Origin of the sequence: Komagataeibacter intermedius TF2, from assembly GCF_000964425.1 — a bacterium.
Taxonomy (GTDB): domain Bacteria; phylum Pseudomonadota; class Alphaproteobacteria; order Acetobacterales; family Acetobacteraceae; genus Komagataeibacter; species Komagataeibacter intermedius.
In genome coordinates, this window is sequence record NZ_BANF01000010.1 from 180020 (window position 1) to 201937 (window position 21918).

Annotated in this window: 21 protein-coding genes; 2 read left to right on the forward strand and 19 right to left on the reverse strand. The window is 63.9% G+C overall.

Annotation, left to right across the window (positions count from 1 at the left end; all coding sequences use genetic code 11):
* Positions 1-123 precede the first annotated feature (123 nt).
* The 17 genes from fabZ to folK form a co-directional block, all read right to left on the reverse strand.
* Complete coding sequence (gene fabZ / locus B7449_RS02190; protein ID WP_039732838.1) at positions 124-609, reverse strand: 3-hydroxyacyl-ACP dehydratase FabZ; 486 nt, start codon at positions 607-609, stop codon at positions 124-126.
* Positions 610-699: 90 nt separating this feature from the next.
* The gene (gene lpxD, locus B7449_RS02195; protein WP_039732743.1) at positions 700-1836 is read right to left on the reverse strand and encodes a UDP-3-O-(3-hydroxymyristoyl)glucosamine N-acyltransferase; all 1137 of its coding nucleotides are present in this window, start codon (positions 1834-1836) and stop codon (positions 700-702) included.
* The gene (locus B7449_RS02200; RefSeq protein WP_039732742.1) at positions 1796-2638 is read right to left on the reverse strand and encodes an OmpH family outer membrane protein; all 843 of its coding nucleotides are present in this window, start codon (positions 2636-2638) and stop codon (positions 1796-1798) included. The genes lpxD and B7449_RS02200 overlap by 41 nt, the downstream gene beginning before the upstream one ends.
* 7 nt (positions 2639-2645) lie before the next feature.
* Positions 2646-5069, reverse strand: coding sequence for an outer membrane protein assembly factor BamA (gene bamA, locus B7449_RS02205; RefSeq protein WP_039732741.1), 2424 nt, complete (start codon positions 5067-5069; stop codon positions 2646-2648).
* A 192-nt stretch (positions 5070-5261) separates the two neighbouring features.
* Positions 5262-6371, reverse strand: a complete 1110-nt coding sequence (gene rseP / locus B7449_RS02210; protein WP_039732740.1) for an RIP metalloprotease RseP — start codon at positions 6369-6371, stop codon at positions 5262-5264.
* Between the two features lie 48 nt (positions 6372-6419).
* Positions 6420-7577, reverse strand: a complete 1158-nt coding sequence (gene dxr / locus B7449_RS02215) for a 1-deoxy-D-xylulose-5-phosphate reductoisomerase (protein WP_039732739.1) — start codon at positions 7575-7577, stop codon at positions 6420-6422.
* Between the two features lie 44 nt (positions 7578-7621).
* Complete coding sequence (locus tag B7449_RS02220) at positions 7622-8434, reverse strand: phosphatidate cytidylyltransferase (protein WP_048883188.1); 813 nt, start codon at positions 8432-8434, stop codon at positions 7622-7624.
* Positions 8435-8462: 28 nt separating this feature from the next.
* Positions 8463-9137, reverse strand: a complete 675-nt coding sequence (gene uppS, locus B7449_RS02225; protein ID WP_242407763.1) for a polyprenyl diphosphate synthase — start codon at positions 9135-9137, stop codon at positions 8463-8465.
* 126 nt (positions 9138-9263) lie between these two features.
* Positions 9264-9830: a ribosome recycling factor gene (frr, locus tag B7449_RS02230; RefSeq protein WP_039732736.1), complete on the reverse strand. Its 567-nt coding sequence runs from the start codon at positions 9828-9830 to the stop codon at positions 9264-9266.
* 77 nt (positions 9831-9907) lie between these two features.
* Positions 9908-10651, reverse strand: coding sequence for a UMP kinase (gene pyrH, locus B7449_RS02235; RefSeq protein WP_039732735.1), 744 nt, complete (start codon positions 10649-10651; stop codon positions 9908-9910).
* A 116-nt stretch (positions 10652-10767) separates the two neighbouring features.
* On the reverse strand, positions 10768-11682 hold the full coding sequence (era, locus tag B7449_RS02240) for a GTPase Era (RefSeq protein WP_039732734.1): 915 nt from the start codon (positions 11680-11682) through the stop codon (positions 10768-10770).
* Entirely contained in the window at positions 11682-12449 is a 768-nt protein-coding gene (gene rnc / locus B7449_RS02245; protein WP_039732733.1) for a ribonuclease III, read from the reverse strand. The genes era and rnc overlap by 1 nt, the downstream gene beginning before the upstream one ends.
* 2 nt (positions 12450-12451) lie before the next feature.
* Entirely contained in the window at positions 12452-13258 is an 807-nt protein-coding gene (lepB, locus tag B7449_RS02250; RefSeq protein WP_010513838.1) for a signal peptidase I, read from the reverse strand.
* 126 nt (positions 13259-13384) lie between these two features.
* On the reverse strand, positions 13385-13798 hold the full coding sequence (gene acpS / locus B7449_RS02255; protein WP_039732731.1) for a holo-ACP synthase: 414 nt from the start codon (positions 13796-13798) through the stop codon (positions 13385-13387).
* Between the two features lie 3 nt (positions 13799-13801).
* On the reverse strand, positions 13802-16087 hold the full coding sequence (locus B7449_RS02260; protein ID WP_039732730.1) for a RelA/SpoT family protein: 2286 nt from the start codon (positions 16085-16087) through the stop codon (positions 13802-13804).
* Positions 16088-16150: 63 nt separating this feature from the next.
* Positions 16151-16546, reverse strand: a complete 396-nt coding sequence (rpoZ, locus tag B7449_RS02265) for a DNA-directed RNA polymerase subunit omega (protein WP_039732729.1) — start codon at positions 16544-16546, stop codon at positions 16151-16153.
* A gap of 81 nt (positions 16547-16627) precedes the next feature.
* Positions 16628-17164: a 2-amino-4-hydroxy-6-hydroxymethyldihydropteridine diphosphokinase gene (folK, locus tag B7449_RS02270; RefSeq protein WP_199858337.1), complete on the reverse strand. Its 537-nt coding sequence runs from the start codon at positions 17162-17164 to the stop codon at positions 16628-16630.
* Positions 17165-17359: 195 nt separating this feature from the next.
* Here folK and B7449_RS02275 point away from each other — a divergent pair, with 195 nt between their 5' ends.
* Positions 17360-17968 carry a LabA-like NYN domain-containing protein gene (locus B7449_RS02275; protein WP_010513844.1) on the forward strand — a complete coding sequence of 203 codons (609 nt, stop codon included), beginning with the start codon at positions 17360-17362 and terminating at the stop codon, positions 17966-17968.
* Positions 17969-18022: 54 nt separating this feature from the next.
* Here the strand turns inward: B7449_RS02275 and B7449_RS02280 are convergent, their stop codons facing one another.
* The gene (locus B7449_RS02280; RefSeq protein WP_039732726.1) at positions 18023-19519 is read right to left on the reverse strand and encodes a malate:quinone oxidoreductase; all 1497 of its coding nucleotides are present in this window, start codon (positions 19517-19519) and stop codon (positions 18023-18025) included.
* 364 nt (positions 19520-19883) lie between these two features.
* Positions 19884-20837, reverse strand: a complete 954-nt coding sequence (locus tag B7449_RS02290) for a bifunctional enoyl-CoA hydratase/phosphate acetyltransferase (RefSeq protein WP_039732725.1) — start codon at positions 20835-20837, stop codon at positions 19884-19886.
* A 185-nt stretch (positions 20838-21022) separates the two neighbouring features.
* On the opposite strand from B7449_RS02290, the gene B7449_RS02295 reads away from it, so the two are divergent.
* Complete coding sequence (locus B7449_RS02295; RefSeq protein WP_039732724.1) at positions 21023-21898, forward strand: NAD(P)-dependent oxidoreductase; 876 nt, start codon at positions 21023-21025, stop codon at positions 21896-21898.
* Positions 21899-21918 lie beyond the last annotated feature (20 nt).

Genomic DNA, 21918 nt, shown 5'->3' on the forward strand with positions numbered 1-21918 from the left:
TTAGATGAACTTCCTGCCAGAATAGCCTCCATCCCCGCAAGTAACTGTGGCCCAAAGACCCGGAAGCAGATGCCAGCGGTCCCGCCGGAACAGGACCCGCGCCGCCACCCGTTTCCCGCGGGATTACCCCATTATCATGGCGCTGAACGTTGCTTCCGCAACGGAAACGCCATCAACCCGCGCAATGCCCTTGAACTTCCAGACATTCGCACGGCTACGTTCTTTTTCGACATGAATGCGCAGCTGATCGCCGGGACCAACGGGACGGCGGAATTTCGCGCCATCGATCGTCATGAAGTAAACCAGCTTGCCCTCGAATGCCGGGCCAAGCGTCAGGACCACCAGGGTCGCGGCCGTCTGGGCCATCGCCTCGATGATCAGCACGCCGGGCATGACGGGGCGCGCGGGGAAATGCCCCTGGAAATGCGGCTCATTGACCGTGACATTCTTGATGCCGACCGCCGACTGCCCCAGCACGATATCAACCATGCGATCAATCAGCAGGAAGGGATAGCGATGGGGAATCGCTTCCATGATCCGCATGATGTCAATCGATTCCAGCGTCGCGGGTGCCGCGTCTGCCGGGAGTGCCTCTACTTCTTTATCCACGTCGTCCAACCACTTGTTCGGCCCGGAAGCCCCCCGTACCAGACGGAACAGCGGCTTCCTGCCGGTTGAATATGCGATGGCACCGGGCGATCAGGCCTTGTCCGCCTTTTCCCCGCCTCCATCCTGCGTCGTTTTTTTGGCCATCCGACGCAGAAAGGCCACGTTCCGGAAAAACTCCCGGAATGGCATGGCCGGGCTGCCGATCACGTCGGCCCCGGCCTCCACATCGGACATGACACCACACTGTGCGCCGATCCGGGCCTTGGTCCCGATCTTGATATGCCCGATCAGCCCTGCCTGGGCCGCGACCGTCACGAAATCACCAAGTTCGGTCGAGCCCGAAATGCCAGCCTGCGAGACGACAATACAGCACCGTCCCAGCCGTGCATTATGGCCAATCTGCACCAGATTGTCGAGGCGTGAGCCAGCCCCGATCACCGTATCACGAATGGACCCGCGGTCCACCGTGGAATTGGCTCCGATCTCCACTCCGTCTTCCAGAATGACCCGGCCAAGCTGGGGCACGCTTTCAAACCCTTCGGGTGTCACGGCAAAGCCGAACCCGTCCTGCCCGATGCGCGCGCCAGGCAGCAACGTAACACGTTCGCCCAGCAGGGCATGGGAAATGGCGACATGCGCGCCAATCCGGCACCGCGCACCGATTTCCACCCCACCGCCAATACTGACATGACTGCCGATATCGGCACCCGCACCAATCCGCGCCCTGTCACCCACAACGGTGAAGGCGCCGATCGCGGCGGTCGGGTCAATGTCGCACCCGGTTCCGATGATGGCGGACGGATGAATACCCGGGCGGACCGGCGGCGGCGGGTAGAACAGGGACGCAATGCGCGCCCATGCCTGGTACGGCGCCTTCGACACCAGCACCGCCGCATGGGGGGGCACCTTGTCCGCGAAGGCCGGGGCCACGATCACGGCACCCGCGCCCGTCCCCTCAAGCAGGGGCAGGTAGCGCCGGTTATCCAGAAAGCTGACCTGATCCCGGGTTGCGGACTGCAACGGCGCGATGCCGGTGAACGCATGCCCGTCCCCCGCGCCATCGGCCGCGCCGCGCAGTTCGGCGCCACTGCACTGCGCCAGCTGGTCCAGCCCGAACGGCCCCTGCGTGACGAAAAACCGTGGATCGCCCGGTACATTATCCGGCGTCACTGTCATGAAACCAGCCTTAATGCTTGGCAGGCGGGGTGGACGCCGCGCGGTCGGCATCCGCCGTGGTCGGCATCGTACCCGACTTGGCCAACACTTCGGGATCTACATCCGCCGCAGGAATAAAGACCGTCGGCAGCACGCCATTCAGCTGTGTCGCCACCTGCTGGGTAATATCAAGTCCTTCCTGACTGAGGGCGACCTGTTCACGATGCAGCACCAGATTCATGCCGCGGCTGCTGGCAACCGCGCGGATGATCTGGACCAGTTCGCGTTCGATCTGCCCCAGTGCCACCTGGGCGGCTTCCTGGATTACGCGGTTGCGGTTGCGGAAGTTCTTCTGCGCCGCCAGCACGCGTTCCTGCAGCTTGCGCTCGCTGCTCTGGATCTGGTCGGAGGACATGGTCTTGGCCTGCCCCTGCAGCTTCTGCTGCTCGTCACGCCAGCCAGCCTGTTCCTTCTGGGCGTCGCGGGCCAGATCGTCGCGGCGCGCGCCCAGCACGCGTTCGGCCTGCTGTGCCGCTGATGACATGCGCATGACATCCGGCACGCTGATCACCCCGATGACGGGGGCTGGCGGCGGGGCGCTCTTGGGCACGTCCGGCGCCTTGGGCACGGGCGGCTGCGGCAGGATGGGCGGGGTCTGTGACTGCGCTTCCTCGCTGTCGGATGACGGCGCGGGCAACTGCACGGGGGCAGGTGCCTCATGTTGTGCGGGGCGGGCCGCAGGCTGGGCCGCCTTGGGCACGAACCAGCCCGCATTTCCGCCGGAGCCCTGCGCATGCGCGCCCGATACGGCCTGATATCCCCACCCGAGCAGAGCGGTTGCGGCAAGCAGACGAATGCCGGATTTACGCAACATTATCACCTCAGAATTGTTGGCCGAAGCCGAAGCGGAGCAGCTGGGTCCTGTCGTTCGTTCCCTTATGCAGGGGAACACCCAGATCAATATTCACAAGCCCGAACGGACTCTTCCACGCGATACCCACACCGGTCGAGACAACAGGCGTCAGCGTATCATCATAGACCGGCGTATATTTGGGCCAGTCCTTCATGGAGGTATAGCGCCGGCGGACACGCAGCCCGTCCAGTCCGCCCATATCCACAAAGTACCGTCCCTTGATTCCCATGGCCGATGCAAACGGAATGGGGAAATCCACCTGCGCAGAGGCCGTGTACATGAACCGGCCACCAAGGAAATCCTGCTGCGAATGCATCGGGTTCCCGTCACGCGCGGGGATGGCGTAGCTTCGCGGACCGACGCCACCATCCATGAAGCCGCGCAGCGAATTACCACCAAGGTAGAAGTTATCGATGATGTCGCTGCGCCCGCCACCCCAGTTCATGATGTCGCCTGCACCCGCGCGGAAGCTGACGGTCCAGTCATGGTTGCCCATGATACTGTCAAGCGGGATGTAATAGGCGGCATCCACCTTGCCACGCAGGTAACGTTCATTCCCGCCGATACCGGCGAAGTCACCGCCCACACGTACCACGAAACCTTTATGCGGCTGCTGCCTGCGGTCACGTGTATCGTATGTCAGTGTGGTGCTCAGCTGCGACAGCAGCGACCAGCCGTTCTGATCCTGCACGTAATAGGACGAATCGGACCATGTATCCCCGATCTGACGGTCGGTCAGCGTATAGCTCCACGACTGCGACAGATGGTTGTTGTACGAATACCCCATGCGCAGCGTGATGCCGTACCGCCCTTCCGAATAGCTCTGATAGGTCATGTAGCGGTTCTGGATACCAAAAATGTCGATACCCGCCACCAGGTTGCGGTTCAGGAAATACGGGTCGGTCAGCGAAATGTCGGCCTGATCTTCGTAATAAGCGGCCGTGCCGGTGAAGCCGGCGTCAATGCCGGTGCCCAGCAGGTTATGCTGCTTCAGCCCGAGATTGCCCAGCACGCCGGCATCGGTCGAGTACCCGCCACCCAGCGAGAATTCGCCCGTCGGCTTTTCCACCACGTCGGCCGAGATATTGACCTTGTCCGGCGCGGACCCCGGGGTCTGGTCGATCGAGACGGTCTTGAAGAAGCCAAGATCTTCCAGGATCAGCTTGGAATACTTGCGGTCCAGCGGCGTGTACGGGTCGCCTTCGGCCATGGGCAGCTGCCGCCGGATGACCTTGTCCTCGGTAATGGTGTTGCCGTTGATGTCGATCCGCTCAACATACATCCGCGGGCCTTCGCTTATGTCAAACAGCAGGTTGACGGTGCGCTTTTCCGGGTTACGGGCAATTTCAGGATGAACCATGGCGAAGGGATAGCCCTTGCCCTGCAGCATTTCCTGCATATCCGTCGCGTTATGCTGGATCGCGCTGCCGTCATACCACTGCCCATGAAACAGCGAGATGTACTTGCGCATGGACTCCGCGCTGACATGGCGCAGGGACGAGCGTACATCCATCTTGTTCAGCCGGTAACGCGGGCCTTCTTCCATCGTATAGGTGATGTAGAAGCTCTTGCGGTCGGCCGACAGTTCACCCGTGGCGTTCTTGATCTGGAAATCGACAAAGCCGTTTTTCAGGTAAAACCGATGCAGCAATTCGGCATCATACTTGATGCGTTCGGGATTATACTGGTCACTGGAAGCAAAGAACCGGTACCACGCCGTCTCCTTGGATGACACGACCCCCGCCAGCCGCGCGCTGCTGAAGGCGCGGTTCCCTACGAACGTCACCTTCTTGATCAGCGTCTTCTGCGCTTCGTTGATGTGGAAGATCACATCGACGCGGTTATGCGCGAGGCGGATGATCTGCGGCGTAACGGTGGCCGCGTAACGGGCCTTTTCGGCATAGACGCCAAGAATTTTCTGCCGGTCGGCGGAAATGCCCTGCGGGGAATAGACCGCGCGCGGACGGAGCGAGATGACCTTGGTCAGGTCCTCGTCCTTGGCCGAATGATTGCCTTCGAACACGATACGGTTGACGATCGGGTTCTCGACCACGTGCACTTCCAGCACGTTGCCCACGCGCTTGAGCGTGACATCATGGAACAGGCCCGTGGCGTACAGGGTCTTGAGCGAACGGTCGAGCAGGTCCTGATTGAACCGGTCGCCAGGCTGGACAACCATGTATGACAGGATGGTGCTCGTCTCGATCCGGCTGTTGCCCTTGATGTCCACGGCTTCGATCGGATCTTCAAGCGGGGGTGGCTTGATCGCCTCCACCTGCGGTTCCTGGGGCTGCTGCTCCATGCCGCCTGCAGGTGCCATATCTCCGCCGAATGGCGTGTTCTGTGCTGCTTCATCCTGTGCATGCGCGCCCGCTGTCCAGAACAGCGGCATAACGCAGGCAGACGCAAGCAGCGCTGAACGTTTACTCGACAAAATCGCTATTCCTCACCATTCGGCATGCGGATCAGCCATGCATTATGACCGGATGGAGGGCCGGCTCCCTTCCTGTCATGTATCAGTCTTCGTGGCGGACCTATCCGATATACGCCACACTGTGCAAGCACTTGTGTCACCCGCTGCACCTTAGCCCTGTCCGGCGCGCGAGGCGAGCCATTGGAACAGGCCGAAATGTGACAGATCGTTAAAGGTTGAAAATAGAAATAATCCGGCAATCAGTGCGAAGCCTGCCTGAAAGCTGATTTCCTGAACCCGGCGTGAAACCGGTCGCCCCAGAATAGCCTCAAATACGTAAAATACCAGCCGTCCCCCATCAAGAATCGGCACCGGAAACAGGTTGATCAGCCCGAGGTTGATCGACAGCAGCGCCATGAAGGACACAAGGCTGGGCAGACCGTACTGCGCCACCTGTCCCGACATCTGGGCAATGCGCAGCGGACCGCCAAGGTCCTTTGTGCTGTGCTGGCCCGTAATCATCTGCCAAAGCCCTTCCAGCGTCTGGACGGACACGTGCCATGTTTCTTTGATGGCGGAAACAAACGCATGCGGCAGGGATTGCGGCTTGCCCATCTCGGCAGCGAAGGACACGCCGATCTGCCCGTGGCGGTCCCCACCCTTTTCCTGTACGACGCCGATATGGACCGGCAGCGTCTGGTCCGCGCCGTTGCGCCGCACCGTCAGCGTGGTCTGGGCATCCGCCTGACCACTGACAAAGGATTGCAGGTCGGTCACGTCGCGCACCGTGTGGTCGCCCACGCGCACGATCACGTCGCCCTTTTCCACCCCGGCGCTGGCGGCGGCACTGCCGGGCACGATCTGGGCGACCTGATTGAGGATATGCGGCTGCCCTGACGTTGCGAACAGGCCGGTAAACAGCACGATGGCCAGAAGGAAATTGAAGACCGGCCCGGCCACGATCACGATGGCCCGCGACAGGACCGGCTTGTCATGAAACGTCCGTCCGGGCTGCCAGGCGGCTTTCTGTTCCTCGGTTGCGTCTTCCGGCCCTTCGAATCCGTGGGGGCGGACATATCCGCCCAACGGCACCGGGCACAGCCGCCATTCCGTGCCCACGCTGTCATGCCAGCGCAGGAGCGGACGGCCGAAACCGATCGAAAAGACCTCGACATGTACCCCGCGCCAGCGCGCGGCAAGGTAGTGACCAAGTTCGTGAATGAAAACCAGCACCCCCAGCACGAGGGAGAAAGCCAGAACAGTCCGGATCAGATCATGCATGAACGCTACGCTATCTCCCGATGGCCCGAAAGGCCATCCAGAATCATGTCAGGCTGCGCGGGCAACCGTACGCTGGCGGGCCACACGGCGGGATTCGTTATCCCAGTGCAGCACCTCCTCCAGCGTATCCGCGCGCTGCGGCCCGATGGATTGCATCACATCCTCGACGATCCGTGCAATATCCAGAAAACCGATTTCGCGCTTCAGGAACGCCTCGACCGCAATTTCATTCGCCCCGGACAGGATGGCAGGCATCGCACCACCCACGCGCAGGGATTCGCGCGCAAGGCGCAGGGCGGGGAAGCGGACCTCATCCGGGGCCTCGAAATCAAGGCGCGCCAGGGCCGCAAGGTCCAGCCGGGGGGAATTGGTGGGCATGCGCGCAGGCCATGCCAGCGTATGGGCGATGGGAATGCGCATGTCGGCCGAACCAAGCTGCGCCACGATGGAACCATCGGTGTACTGCACCATGCCATGCACCACCGACTGCGGATGCACGACCACGCCCAGCTTGTCCTCGGTCACGTTGAACAGGCGTGCCGCCTCGATCAGTTCCAGCCCCTTGTTGAACATGGTTGCGGAATCGATGGTGATCTTGGCCCCCATGGTCCATGTGGGGTGCTTCAGCGCGGCCTCCAGCGGGGCTTTTTCCATTTCCTCAAGGCTGGCGCGACGGAACGGGCCACCCGATGCGGTCAGGATGATCTGTTCGACCTCATCCGCCTGCTTGTCGGCCATGGACTGGAATACGGCATTATGCTCGGAATCGACCGGCAGCAGGGTCGCCCCGGCATCCGCCACCGCCTTGAGCATGACATCACCGGCACAGACCAGCGCTTCCTTGTTGGCGAGTGCCACGGACCTGCCGTTGCGCACGGCCGCCAGCGTCGGCTCCAGCCCGGTCGCGCCCGTAATTGCCGCCATGGTCCAGTCCACCGGCAGGGCCGCCGCCTCGATCACCGCGGCGCGGCCACCTGCGGTTTCAACCCCGCTTCCGGCCAGCAGGCGTTCCAGTTCCGGCAGCAGGCTTTCATCGGCGATCACAGCGCGCCGCGCGCCCAGTGCACGGGCCTGTTCCGCCAGCCTGGCGACATTGCGGCCACCAACCAGCGCGCCGGTGCGGAACTGGTCAGGCGCCTGCAGCAGCAGGTCCACCGTGGAACAGCCAATGCTGCCCGTACTGCCCAGAACGGAAACTGTTTTCATTGTAACGTCATTCCCCAAAACTTTTCGTGGCCCCGGCCATCGCTTCAGTGCAGACCCACATACCAGAAAGCAATGCCGCCAGCAGCGCCCAGCGACAGCAGGGCCGCCATGGGGGCGGCAACCAGCAGGCCGTCAAAACGGTCCAGCAGCCCCCCGTGCCCGGGCAGGATCGTGCCCGAATCCTTGACATTGCGAGCCCGCTTGAGGGCACTTTCCCCCAGATCCCCGATCTGGGCCGCAATCGCCACCAGACCACCGAACAGCGCCCCGCGCCACACGGCCCCCGGCAGCGCACCGGGCAACATCGCTGCAATCAGCATGCCACCCAGCACCGCGCAGCACATCCCCCCGATGGAACCCGACCATGTCTTGGCCGGGGAAATGCGCGGCGCCAGCTTCGGACCGCCAAACACCCGTCCCGTCATGTAGGCCCCGGTATCGCTTAACGCTACGCACGCGACCAGGAACAGGACAACCCCCGCGCCCGGTTCGCTCATGTACCGCAGCCACAGAAGCGACAGTCCGGCACAGCCGATCGCGACCTGCCCCGCCCATAGCGCCGGCCCCAGCACGACAGCCGCCACCATGACCAGCAGCGCCCCGCCCCAATGACCAGCCAGCGCCGTGCCGCCGACGCACGCCGCCCACGCCAGACAGAGCTGACCACGCCGCGTCTTGAGCCCGAAACCGAACAGACGCGCCCATTCCATGGCCATGCCCGCCATGGCCAGCACGATCAGCGCGCCATACAGCAGACCACCCGCCCACACGCACAGCGCCACGCACGGCACCAGCACGGCGGCTGACAGGACACGGGCACGCAGGTCTTTCCAGTTTCCTGTTTTTTTTCCCGCCATGCCAGCGGGCGCCGCCCCCGGCGCGGCTTCAGGCCGGTCGCGCACCGAATCGCCTTTCACGCCGCGAATAGATATCCAGCACGGCATCGAAATGCGTGGCGTCAAAATCCGGCCACGGAATATCAAGAAAGACCAGTTCGGCATAAGCCGACTGCCATAAAAGGAAATTGGACAGGCGACATTCCCCACTGGTCCGCACCACAAGGTCGGGGTCGGGCATGCCCGCCGTCAGCAGGGCGCTGGCAAACAGGGTTTCGTCAATATCGCCGGGCTGCAGTTCCCCACGCGCCACGGCCTGTGCCATGCGACCGGCTGCCTGCACGATATCCGCGCGCCCGCCATAGGACAGCGCCAGCACCAGCACCAGACGGGTATTGTTACGTGTCGTGTCCTCGGCGCGCCGGGCTTCTTCCTGAATATCGACTGGAAAGCGGGCAAGGTCGCCAATCACCCGCAACCGCACCCCTTCGCGCGACAGTTCGGCCACCTTGTGCCGCAGGTAATAGCGCAGCAGGCTGGTCAGGTCCGCCACCTCACCCGGGGCGCGCCGCCAGTTTTCGGATGAAAAGGCATACAGGGTCAGCCACCGCACCCCGCGTTTCGTGGCGGCGCGGACGGTCCGTTGCACGGCCTCCGCCCCCGCCCGGTGCCCTGCCAGCAGCGGCAGGTTATGCATGCCAGCCCATCGACCGTTTCCATCCATGATGATGGCGACGTGTTCCGGCAGGCATGGTTGGGGCGAAGCTGGTTGATCTAACCCGGACAAGACCTGATTGCCCCTTCAGTCACGCACACGATGGAGCACAATGGTTACGGTGTTCACGGGCTATCAGACCTGCTTGATCTCGCGTTCTTTTTCAACCAGCAGTTCATCAATGCGCTTGACGTACTGATCGGTCAGCTTCTGGATCGCGTCCGACCATGTCTTGACATCGTCCTCGCTGATCTCGCTGCCCTTTTCCAGCTTCCTGGTCTGGTCCATGCCATCACGGCGCACGCCACGCACGGCAATCTTGCCATTTTCGGCGTACTTGCCCGCGGCGCGGGCCAGCTCGTTACGGCGTTCTTCGGTCAGCTGCGGAATGGGCACGCGCACGGTCTGCCCATCCGCCGCCGGGTTCAGGCCAAGACCGGCATCCCGGATACCGCGTTCAACCGCGCCCACCAGGGTACGATCCCAGACCTGCACCGTCAGCATGCGCGCCTCGGGCACGGCGATGGAGCCAACCTGCGTCAGCGGCACTTCACCACCATAGGCCTCCACGCGCACGGGTTCCAGCAGCGCCGGGCTGGCGCGGCCCGAACGCAGGCCGGCAAAGTCACGGCGCAGGCTTTCAATGGCGCCGTCCATACGGCGGGTCAGATCCGCCAGCAAGGTTTTCTGATCGACAGACACTGTGGCCCTCCTTTTTCAGTTCTTGATCCGGCAGGCATGCCCCGCCCCATGGACGGGACGACGGGAATGCCCCGGTTTCAGTCAGCCGCCACGATGGTGGTGAAACGTCCCTCGCCCCGCATGACACGGGTAAAGGGGTCTTTTCCATGAATGTTGAATACCACGATAGGCAACCGGTTTTCACGCGCAAGGCTGATCGCCGCCGCATCCATGACATTCAGGTCATTGGCCAGCACGTCACGGTAGGTCAGCGTATCATAGCGCTTCGCATCGGGCACCTTGCGCGGATCGGCGGAATAGACGCCATCAACCTGCGTGCCCTTGAACAGGGCGTTGCATTCCATTTCCGCCGCACGCAGCGCGGCACCCGTATCGGTCGTGAAGAAGGGGTTGCCGGTCCCCGCGGCAAAGATCACGACGCGCCCCTTTTCCATATGCCGCACGGCGCGGCGGCGGATATAGGGCTCGGCAATGGAGGACATGTGAATGGCGGTCATGACCCGCGTCGGCACGCCATGACGTTCCAGCGAGTTCTGCATGAGCAGCGCATTGATGACGGTGGCCAGCATGCCCGCGTAGTCACCCTGCGCACGGTCCATGCCGCGGGCGGCGGCGGCCACGCCACGGAAAATGTTGCCACCACCGATGACAAGGCAGACTTCAATTCCGGTCCGGGCCACGGCCGCCACATCGGCTGCAATGGCGTCGACGGTAGCGGGATCAACCCCGTATGATCCGCTGCCCATCAGGGCTTCCCCCGATACCTTCAGCAGGACACGCTTGTAGGAGGTGGGAGCTTGGGGTCTGTCGGACTGGGTCATTGGTCCTCGGCGCAGGTCAGGCAAACAGGGCTAGGGACGGGCAGGCCGCCCGGCCATGCCCTGTCATATAGAGGGATGCCCCCCCCCACAAGCCGATGTACCCCTCTTTTGAGGATTCAGGACGCATCATCCAGGCCGATCGCGCGCAGGCGGGCACGCTCTTCATCCCATCCCGCGCGTTCCTTCACGTTCAGGAAAAGATGGCATTTACGCCCCAGAAGCCGGGTCAGTTCATGCCGCGCCTTTTCGCCGATGGTGCGAATCCGCCTGCCCCCTTCCCCGATCAGGATCGCCTTGTGCGAGGCCCGCGCCACGTAGATCGTCACTTCGATGCGTACCGACCCGTCGGGCCGTTCCTGGAATCCCTCCGTCTCCGCCGTGGCGGCATAGGGCACTTCCTCATGCGTCTGCAGGAAGATCTGTTCGCGCACCAGCTCGGCGGCAAGCAGGCGGTCCGGCAGGTCGGTCAGATCATCCTCGGGATACAGATAGGGGCCTGCCGGAAGGTCGGCGGCCAGACGGTCCAGCAGGTCATCCACACCTTCGCCCGAACGCGCGCTGACCATGAACACATGTTCGACCGGCAGGATGGACGACAGTTCCGCGGTCAGCGGCAGCAGCGCGTCACGGCGGACAAGGTCCGTCTTGTTCAGCACCAGCCACAGCCGGCGCTTCTGTTCCGCAAGCCGGGTCGCTATGGCGCGCAGCGCATCGGTCATGCCCGCGCGCGCGTCAACGATCAGCAGCGTGATGTCGGCATCGTCCGATCCCGTCCATGCGGCGGCGACCATGGCGCGGTCCAGCTTGCGCCGCGGCTGGAAAATGCCCGGCGTATCCACCAGCAGGATCTGCGTATGGTTGCGCATGAGAATGCCCAGCACCCGGAAACGCGTGGTCTGCGCCTTGGGGCTGACGATGGACAGCTTGGTGCCCGCCATGCGGTTCAGCAGCGTGGACTTGCCCGCGTTGGGCGCGCCAACAATGGCCACGAAGCCACAGCGTGTCGTGTTGTCGTGATCCTGCACGGTCATTATCCCTTGCGGTCAGTGGAAGAAGCGGCCTGTCCATTCGCGCCAAGCTGGCGCAGCAGGTCCGATGCGGCATCACTTTCAGCCGCGCGCTTGCTGCCCGCGACCCCCTGCCCGGTCCTGCCCTGCGCATCCACCGCAATGACGAAACGCGGCGCATGCGATGGCCCGTCAGAAGACACGACACGGTACTGTGGCAGCGGCAGGCCACGCCCAAGCACCCATTCCTGCAATGCGGTCTTGGGGTCCTTGGGCGGGCGGGCCTGGGCCACGATGGAGTCATTCCACATTCGCCGCACGAAGGCGCGGGCCGGGTCCAGCCCGCCATCCAGGTACATGGCCCCCAGTATGGCCTCGACCGCGTCAGCCAGCACATTGGCCATCTGCCGCACGCCCGCGCGGGCTTCATGCTCGGCCACATCCAGCGCCGACTGCAGCCCCATGACATGAGCCACCTGCGCCAGCACCGTACGGGAGACGAGGTGCGCATGACGCGGGCCAAGCGCGCCTTCCTGTTCATCGGGAAAGCGTTCCAGCAGCCATTCAGCCATAAGCAGGCCAAGCACCCGGTCGCCTATGAATTCCAGCCGTTCGTTGGACCCGGCCCCGCGCTTTGCCGCGCTTTGCCGCGCGCGGCGTCCGCCATTGCGTTCATGCGCGGCCGAACGGTGCGTGAGCGCGCGCAAAAGCAGGTCGGCCCGCGTGAAATGATAGCCCAGACACGCCTCCAGCCGGACGATTTCCGCCGCGGGCACGCGTTCGGCATCCATGATCAGTGGACCCCCATGAACAGACGGTTCCAGCGGATCTCGACCGGCCAGTACCAGACCTGCCAGAAGGGATGGGCGTTATCGACCGACATGAATATCCACTTGGCCTGTCCCACCAGGTTTTCCATCGGAACGAAACCGAGATCCTGCGGTTCATCGCCCATGAAGCGGCTGTCGGCGCTGTCATCGCGGTTGTCGCCCATGGCGAAGAAATAGCCCGGTGGCACGACATATTCCGGGGTGTCATTCTTTCCCCCTTCATCCGTCAGCTTCAGGATATCGTGGGCGACCGGGCCATGGCCACCGCTGCCGGGCAGTATCTCGCGGTAGCGGTCGCCTTCCATGCGGGTGCGGTGTTCGTCTATCGCGGTGTATTCGCCTTCGGGCTCACGCGGGACTTCCTGCCCGTTCAGAATCAGCTTACCCGCACGCATCTGCACCGTATCGCCCGGCAGGCCAACAATCCGCTTGATGTAGTCGATCGACGTGTCCTTGGTGAAGCGGAACACGGCCACATCGCCACGGTGCGGAGTGCTGTTGAATATCCGTCCCTCGAACAGGTTGGGCGAGCCGGGCAGCGCGTAATGCGAATAACCGTAGCTGTATTTCGCCACCCACACGTAATCCCCCACCTGCAGGGTCGGGATCATGGAACCGGACGGGATATTGAACGGCTCGAACAGCACCGTGCGCACGGTAACGGCCAGAACCCCGGCAATCACGACGGTACGCACCAGTTCCAGCAGCCCCCCGTCCCGACGCGCCGCATCAGGCCCCGATGGGGAGGAAATCGTCTTGTTATCGTCCATTGGCATAATTGTTCTTCAATCCGGATCTGGCATCGACCGGACACGGGGCGCCGGACGAATAACGTGCGGATCAAGCCCACGCACCCCCCGCCTGTCAAGCATTGCCCATACGGGCACGACAGGCGATCAGGCCGCGCCGGCCTTTTCCGCCATGATCATGACCTGCGCAAAGGCATAGGGATGCTCATCGGTCATGGTCAGAAACACCCGCGCCACAAGCCCGTCGGGCACCAGTGCGTGCAGCCGCGCCAGCGCCCCGCCCGTCAGTCGCATGACCGGCTGACCCGTCGGCAGGTTCTCGACCCCCATGTCACGATGGAACACGCCCTGCGAAAAGCCGGTCCCCAGCGCCTTGCCGCAGGCTTCCTTCGCCGCCCACCGCTTGGCGTAGGTCCCCAGCCGCGCAGGCCCGTGCCTGCGGGCGGCGGCGGCCCGTTCGGGTACGGTGAAAACGCGCTCCTCGAACCGCGCCCCGTGCCGCGCGAGGACGGTTTCGATCCGCCGCGCGTCACACAGGTCGGAACCAATGCCGATCAGCATGGCCTACCCCCTGGCCCGTTCCACCTGCACCACGCCACGGGCCGCGCGCAGCGCCACCATGATGGTTGTCAGGTGGCGCAGGTCCCGTACCTCGATATCCGCAAGGATTTCCATGAATTCAAGCTGCCGGTTGACGATGCGCAGGTTGACCAGCACGCCTTCATGCTTGGCGGCGATATTAGTCAGCGTCGCCAGCATGGCCGGTTCATTGGCCGTCACCACGCTCAGCCGCCCGGTATAAAGGCCGGTGGCATTACGCGCGATCAGGTCATAATCCCAGTCAAGGTCCATGAACCGTTCGGGGGTGGCGGCAAAGGTTTCCAGCGTCTGGCACCCCAGCGTATGGACCGTGATCCCCTTGCCGGTGGACACGATGCCCACGATCCTGTCGCCGGGCAGCGGGTGGCAGCACCCGGCGAAATGCACCGCCATGCCAGCACCCACGCCCGCCAGCGCCATGCCCGCCGCAGGCTTGCGCCGCCCCGCAGCCCCCCCGGGGGACGCCGAGGGCGCGCGCATGGACAGGCCCGGCACCATGCGCGGCGCACGCGGCGCACGACGCAGTTCGGGATAGGCCAGCTGCACGACTTCGCGCGCGGACTGGTTGCCATTGCCCACCGCGACATACAGGTCGGGCACCGATTGCAGGCGCAGGTCCTTGAGCAGGCTGTCCAGCACCTTTTCCGACCCGTCCACCCCTTCCTGCCGGAAGGCCTTGGCCAGCGCCACGCGGCCGCTTTCCAGATGGGCCTCGCGCTGCTGCAGCGCCACATGGCGGCGGATGCGCGCGCGCGCCTTGCCGGTAACGACAAAACGTTCCCACGACGGCGAGGGCGTGCCCCCGCGCGCGGTCATGATCTCGACCTGATCGCCATTCTGCAGTTCATGGCGCAGCGGCATGAGGCGGCCATTGATGCGCGCGCCAACGCAGCTGTCACCCACCTGGCTATGCACGGCGTAGGCGAAATCGACCGGCGTCGCCCCACGCGGCAGCGAAATCAGCTGACCCTTGGGCGTGAAGCAGAAAACCTGATCCTGATAGAGTTCGAGCTTGGTGTTCTCAAGGAACTCATCAGGCGCGGCCGAGTCCTCAAGGATGTCGAGCAGATCCTGCACCCAGCGCAGACCGGACACGACGCCCTTTGCTTCCCTGCTGCCGGCGGCATCGGGCACCTGCTTGTACAGCCAGTGCGACGCGACACCATTTTCGGCCACGTCGTGCATTTCCGGCGTGCGGATCTGGACCTCGATCTTCTGGTTGCGCGGGTGGCGCAGGGTCACGCCGGTATGCAGGCTCTGGTAACCATTGGCCTTGGGGGTGGAGATATAGTCCTTGAACCGCCCCGCAATGACCGGATAGGCCGCATGCACCGCGCCAAGCGCCACATAACAGGCCTCACGCGTCGGGACCATGATGCGAAACGCCATGATGTCCGACAGCTGTTCAAAAGCGACGTTGCGCCGCTGCATCTTTTCCCAGATGGAATAGGGCGTCTTTTCCCGCCCGGTAACCTCCACACCCTCCAGCCCGGCTTCCGCGCACAGGGCCTGAAGCTCGCGGCGGATTTCCTCGATCACGTCCGCGCCCTGCCCGCGCAGGTAGTTCAGGCGCGCGCGGATGGTCGCCATCGCTTCGGGCTCAAGCGCCGCGAACGACAGGTTCTGCAGTTCCACCTTCACCTTGTCCATGCCGATACGGCCGGCAAGGGGGGCGTAGATTTCCATGGTTTCGCGCGCGATGCGCTGCCTGCGGTCCAGGCGCTGCACGTAATGCAGCGTGCGCATGTTGTGCAGGCGGTCAGCCAGCTTGACCAGCAGCACGCGGATATCGCGCGACATGGCCAGCACCAGCTTGCGGAAGTTTTCCGCCTGCTTGGTCCGGTCGGACTGCAGCTCCAGCCGCGTCAGCTTGGTGACACCATCCACCAGCTCGGCAACGGTATTGCCGAATTCCGCGCGCAGCTGCTGCTGTGTTACACCCGTATCCTCGATCGTGTCATGCAGCAGGGCCGTGATGATCGAGGCGGCATCCAGATGGAAACCCGCCAGTATGTTGGCGACGGCAAGCGGATGGGTAATGTAGGGATCGCCGTTATCACGTGCCTGCCCCGCATGGGCGGCCTTCGCCACGTCAAAGGCGCGGCGGATCAGGTCCGTATCGGCACCGGGATCATACGCCAGGATGCGACGGATCAGGCCGTCGCATGAAACCACGCGTTCCCCTTCCCCCCGCATGGCGGGAAGGGCGGCAGCGCCTGCCGTCACTCCACCCGTGACAGGCACGGGCATGGAGGAAGATGTCGTTTCCGATCTGACCGGGTCAGTCACCTTCCACCCTTTCGTCAGAAGATGTTACCGGCCCCGTCCACTCAGGGCCGCCTCAACCGAAGCCTCAAGTTCTTCAGCCGACATGCCGCTGCTGGAATTGCGTGCCTCTTCCTCGGCCGAGACATCCTGCAGGCCGAAGATGTTCTGTTCGGTCGGGATCAGGTCGACCACTTCCTCATCCGCGGGCTCCGGCTCCGGCGCGCGGGCCAGCGAGCGGACGAGGTCGCTGCGGATCTGGTCCAGACTTACGGTCTGGTCAGCGATCTCACGCAGGGCAACAACGGGGTTCTTGTCGTTGTCACGGTCAATCGTCATTTCCTCGCCACGGGACAGGGCGCGTGCGCGCTGCGCTGCCAGCAGCACCAGTTCAAAACGATTGGGAACCCGCTCAACGCAGTCCTCGACAGTGACGCGTGCCATCAGGCCTGAACTCCGGTTATTAATTGGTTGTGTTGATCAGAATTTACCTTACTACCCGCCCGCCTGTCCCGATGCAAGCATTCAGTCAGCCCGCGCGGGCATGGGCGTGATCTCCTGCCCCGCGACGGCGGGCAGGAAGGCGTCGATTCCCTGCCCCGTCACCGGGTCGCGCCAGTCGGGCATGACATCACGCAGCGGCAGCAGCACGAAGGCCCGCCCGGTCGCGCGCGGGTGCGGCAGAACGGGATCGGGAGCCGCGCGCACACGGTCGCCCATGGTGATGATGTCCAGATCAAGCGGGCGGGCGGCGTTCACCACCGTGCGCCTGCGTCCGGCCTCGGCCTCGATGTCATGCAGCCGCGCCAGCAGCCATGCCGGGTCCACCTGCCCCGACAGCCGCACGACTCCGTTTACATAGGGGGGCTGGCCCGAAGGGGGAACCGGCGCACTTTCATACCAGCGCGACACCGCCACCACCGACAGGCCGGGCAGGCGCGCAAGCCGGTCAACCGCCCACAGGCAGGTCTCGGCCGCAGTTTCACCACTTTCACGGGGCAGGTTCGCACCTACGGCAATTGTTATATCACTCAGGGCGGGCGCAGATTGCAGCATTGTCATGTGAAAACAGTGTTCCAGACGGTTACCGTCAGTTAGTAATCCCCACGTAGGGAACTTTCAAAAAGGATGTGGCTTCATATAGATGCAAGTGCCATTGCTGCCAGACAACTTTCACCATGATGCAGAATACATGCAGCGCGAAAATTTAACACGGCCATGACGTATTCACTTTTCTTTTTCAGGGACTGACCATAAATGTTTTTTCAACCTCAGGAGCGGCTTTGTCTGTTTATAGACGGCACCAGCCTGTATTCCGCATCCCGTAACCTTGGATTTGAGGTCGATTACCGTAAGTTACTGCATTTTTTTCGTTCCAAGTCGAATGTACTGCGCGCCTATTATTATTCCGCCGTCCTGGACACCGAGGAGTATTCCCCCCTCAAGCCGCTGACCGACTGGCTTGTCTATAACGGCTATACCCTTGTCACGAAAAACGCGCGGGAGTTCATCGACCATAATGGCCGCCGCCGCGTGCGTGGCAACATGGATGTGGAACTGGCGGTGGACATGATGGAAATGGCCCCGCATATCGACCATGCCGTGCTGTTCAGCGGGGATTCTGATTTCCGTCGCCTGCTGGAATCCATGCAGCGCCAGGGCGTGCGCACCACCGTTGTCGGGTCGATCAAGACCTCGCCGCCGCTGATTGGCGATGAACTGCGCCGCCAGGCGGACCAGTTCATTGAACTGGCGGATATCGCGACCCATTTCATGCGCCGCCATATCGAAAACCGGCCGCCGCGCAACGCCACCCCGCCCGTGCGCCATCCCGCCGACCAGATGAGCGAACACGACGAGGACTGAGACACACCGCACCCCGCCCGCCACATAGTGGCCGGGCGGGGTTTTTCGTCGGGATCAGCCGTCCAGCTGCAGCGCCGTGCGCGTGCGTTCGCGCACCTGCGCGCACAAAGCCGCGTCCTGCCCCAGCTTGACACCGTAGGACGGGATCATTTCGCGCAGGCGGGATTCCCATTGCAGCAGACGGCCACCAAAGCAGCGCTGCAGTACTGTCAGCATGATCGGCGCCGCCGTAGACGCCCCGGGGGATGCCCCCAGCAGCCCCGCGATGGAGCCACCCGCGCCGGTCACGACCTCGGTCCCGAACTGCAGCACGCCACCACGCTTTGCATCCTTCTTGATCACCTGAACGCGCTGGCCGGCGGTAATCAGTTCCCAGTCTTCCTTGCGCGCGGTGGGGACAAAGTCACGCAGCGCCTTCAGCCGGTCCTCGCTGGACTGCATGACCTGCTGGATCAGGTACTTCGTCAGCGGCATGTTGTCACGCGCCACCGCCAGCATCGCCCCGATATTGTCCATGCGGATGGAACGCGGCAGGTCCAGCCACGACCCCTGCTTGAGGAACCTGGTCGAGAATCCGGCATACGGCCCGAACAGCAGCCCGCGCTGCCCGTCAATCACGCGCGTGTCCAGATGCGGCACCGACATTGGCGGCGCGCCCACGGATGCCTTGCCATATACCTTGGCATGGTGCTGCTGCACCACCTCGGGGTTGGTGCAGCGCAGGAACTGGCCGCTGACGGGAAAACCGCCAATGCCCCGAGCTTCGGGTATGCCGCTTTTCTGCAGCAGGTGCAGCGCGCCGCCACCCGCGCCAATGAACACGAATTTGGCGCGCACCCGGCGTTCCCCCCCGCCATGTACGGCGCGGACGGACACATCCCATTCATTATTGCCTGCGGGCTTGAGGTCTTCCACCTCATGCGCAAGGTTGAGGTCAAAGCCCGGCTTGCCCTGCAGCAGGTCGATCAGGCGATGGGTCAGCGCGCCGAAATTCACATCCGTGCCCGCCGGATGCCATGTGGCGGCCAGCGGCTGTCCCGGCTTGCGATCCTGCATGACCAGCGGCATCCACTGGCGCAGCTGCCCTTCATCGGTGGACAGCGACATGCCCGCAAACAGCGGGTGTTCCTGCAGTGCAGCGTGGCGGCGGCGCAGGAAGTCAACGTTTTCAGGGCCCCAGACGAAGCTCATGTGCGGAATGGGGTTCAGGAAATCGCGCGGCGAGGCGATCTGCCCCGTTTCCACCAGATAGGACCAGAACTGGCGTGAAACCTGAAAGGCCTCGTTGACGTTCACGGCCTTGGAAATATCCACCACCCCGTCGGGACGAAGCGGCGTGTAATTCAGTTCGCACAGGGCGGAATGGCCGGTGCCGGCATTGTTCCAGCCATTGGAACTTTCCAGCGCCACGTCATCCAGCCGCCCGAACAGGCCAATGGACAGGCCCGGTTCAAGCTGGCGCAGCATCGCGCCCAGCGTTGCACTCATGATTCCGCCGCCAATCAGGACCACGTCGTACGTGGAAGCGGCAGAGGAGGGATTCGAGGTCATGGCATTCTCCGGATCGGCATCGGAAACCCGCTGCGTGGCTGGTCATCGGCTGGACCGGGCAGCCACCCGGCGGCGCGGGGAACCCGGCCTGATTGCACGTTCATGTCAGTTGCCGGCATGGTGACCGGCACCCGGCACATGGGGGCATGAGACCCCACACCGCCGGGCAGTCGTCAGCCCTTTCCTTGCCACCATGTGCGCCAGGGCGGGGCATCATCTCTGCGCGAGGACGGCAGCCCGCCCCGTCGCGCACAGGGCCGGACGCCACGGTTCGCACCGGCCCGCCGCCCGGAAAACGCCCCCGCCCGCAAGGACAACATCGCGCGAGCGGGCCGCCCCTCCTTACACGCATCACGCATGACCGTCATCCGCATTGATCCATGCAGGCCGCCGGATTCCCGCCATATCCCTGCCGGATCATGACTGCCGCGACCATGCATGACAGCACGCGCACCGGCACGGGGTCCGCGCGGCTGGTCAGGATGACGGGCACGCGCATGCCCATGACGATGCCCGCCGCCCGCGCCTGACCGATGAAGGTCATCTGCTTGGCAAGGATGTTTCCTGCTTCAAGGTCAGGCACCACCAGTATGTCAGCCTGCCCCGCCACGGGGGAGACCACGCCCTTGCACCGCGCGGCCTCGGGGCTGACGGCGTTGTCAAGCGCCAGCGGGCCATCCAGTACCGCGCCGGTAATCTGGCCGCGCTCGGCCATCTTGCACAGGATGGCCGCATCCAGCGTGGAGGGCAGGTCGGGATTGACCATTTCCACCGCCGACAGGACCGCCACCTTTGGCAGCCCGATGCCCAGCATGTGGCCAAGGTCGATGCTGTTCTGGACAATGTCGCGCCGGACATCCAGGTCGGGGGCGATGTTCACCGCCCCATCGGTCACCAGCAGCACGCGCGGGGCCTGCGGCGCATCCAGAACGTAGACGTGGCTCATGCGCCGGGTCGTGCGCAGGCCGCCTTCATGGTGGCCCAGTTCGTGCAGGAAAATGCGCGAATGCAGCGACCCCTTCATCAGGGCCGCAACCGTTCCCTCCCGCGCCATGCGCACGCCCTCGCGCGCGGCGTCGCCATCGGTGGGCACGTCAACGATCCGGCAGCCCGGCAGGGTAATGCCCGCGTCCTTCGCCATCTGGCCGATCCGGGCGGCGGGACCGATCAGCACGGGCGTGGCCATCCCCGCCTGCGCAATGTCGGATGCCGCCTGCAACGCCGGCGCGCTGCAGGGATAGACCACGCCCAGCGCCATGGGCGGATGGCCGGCAAGGGTCCATGCCAGATCGTCAAAAAAATGCAGGCTGCGCATCATGTCTCCTTCCCGTGACGGACCAAGTGCGGGCACCTGATTGCCACAGTCCCCCCCGATCTCCCGGCATCATCTTTATGCGAGGCATACCCGCCGCGCGTCATCGGGACGTGACGTCATGCCCGCCATTGCCCACAGTCAGGCATCGGCCATCGCGCCATCACGCAACAGGTTCAAGGAGGACCCGCATGTCCACTGCTCCACTGATCGGTTTTGTCGGATTTGGGGCCATGGCGTCCCGCATGGGGGCCAATCTGGCCAGGGCTGGCTACCGGATCGTGGCCTATACCCCGTCGGGCCGGGGCGGCGATGGCAGCACCCGGTTCGTGCCCACCCCACGCGCGCTGGCGCAGGAAGCCGATATTGTCCTGGCCTGCGTGCCGGATGACGAGGCGCTGGACAAATCCATGAACGGCCCGGATGGCGTGCTGGCGGGCATGAAGCCGGGCGGCCTGCTGATCAACACCAGCACGGTGGCACCCGAAACCTCCGTAGCACTGGCGCAGTCGGGTCAGGCGCGCGGCATCACCACCATTGACGCCCCCGTGGCCGGCAGCACGCCGGAAGCGGAGTCGGGCAACCTGATCGTGCTGGCCGGTGGCGCGGCAGCGGACATCAGTCGTGCGCAGGCCGTGTTTGACGCCATTGGCCGCCTGACCATCCATGCTGGCCCCGTGGGCAGCGGGTCGAAGCTGAAGCTGGTCATCAACGGCATCATGGGCGCGACGCTGGCGGTCGTGGCGGAAGGCGTTACCTATGGCCTCGCCTCCGGGCTGGACCGGAACATGCTGTTTGACGCGCTGGATGAGGTGCCGGTGATTTCCCCCCACCACAAGCGCAAGCTGAAGGCGGCGAAGGGGGGGGATTTCAGCCCGCAGTTCCCAGCGCGTCTCATGCAGAAGGACATGCGCCTGCTCCTGACCGACGCGGCCCGCCAGACCGCCCCCCTGCCCGCCATGGCGGCAGCAACCCAGAGCCTGTCACTGACCCGCCGCCGCCACCCGGACGAGGATTATTCCGCCCTGTTCGCCGTCATGGAAAGCATGGTGGCCAACACGCCCTGACATCCCGCCAGCGGACGGTT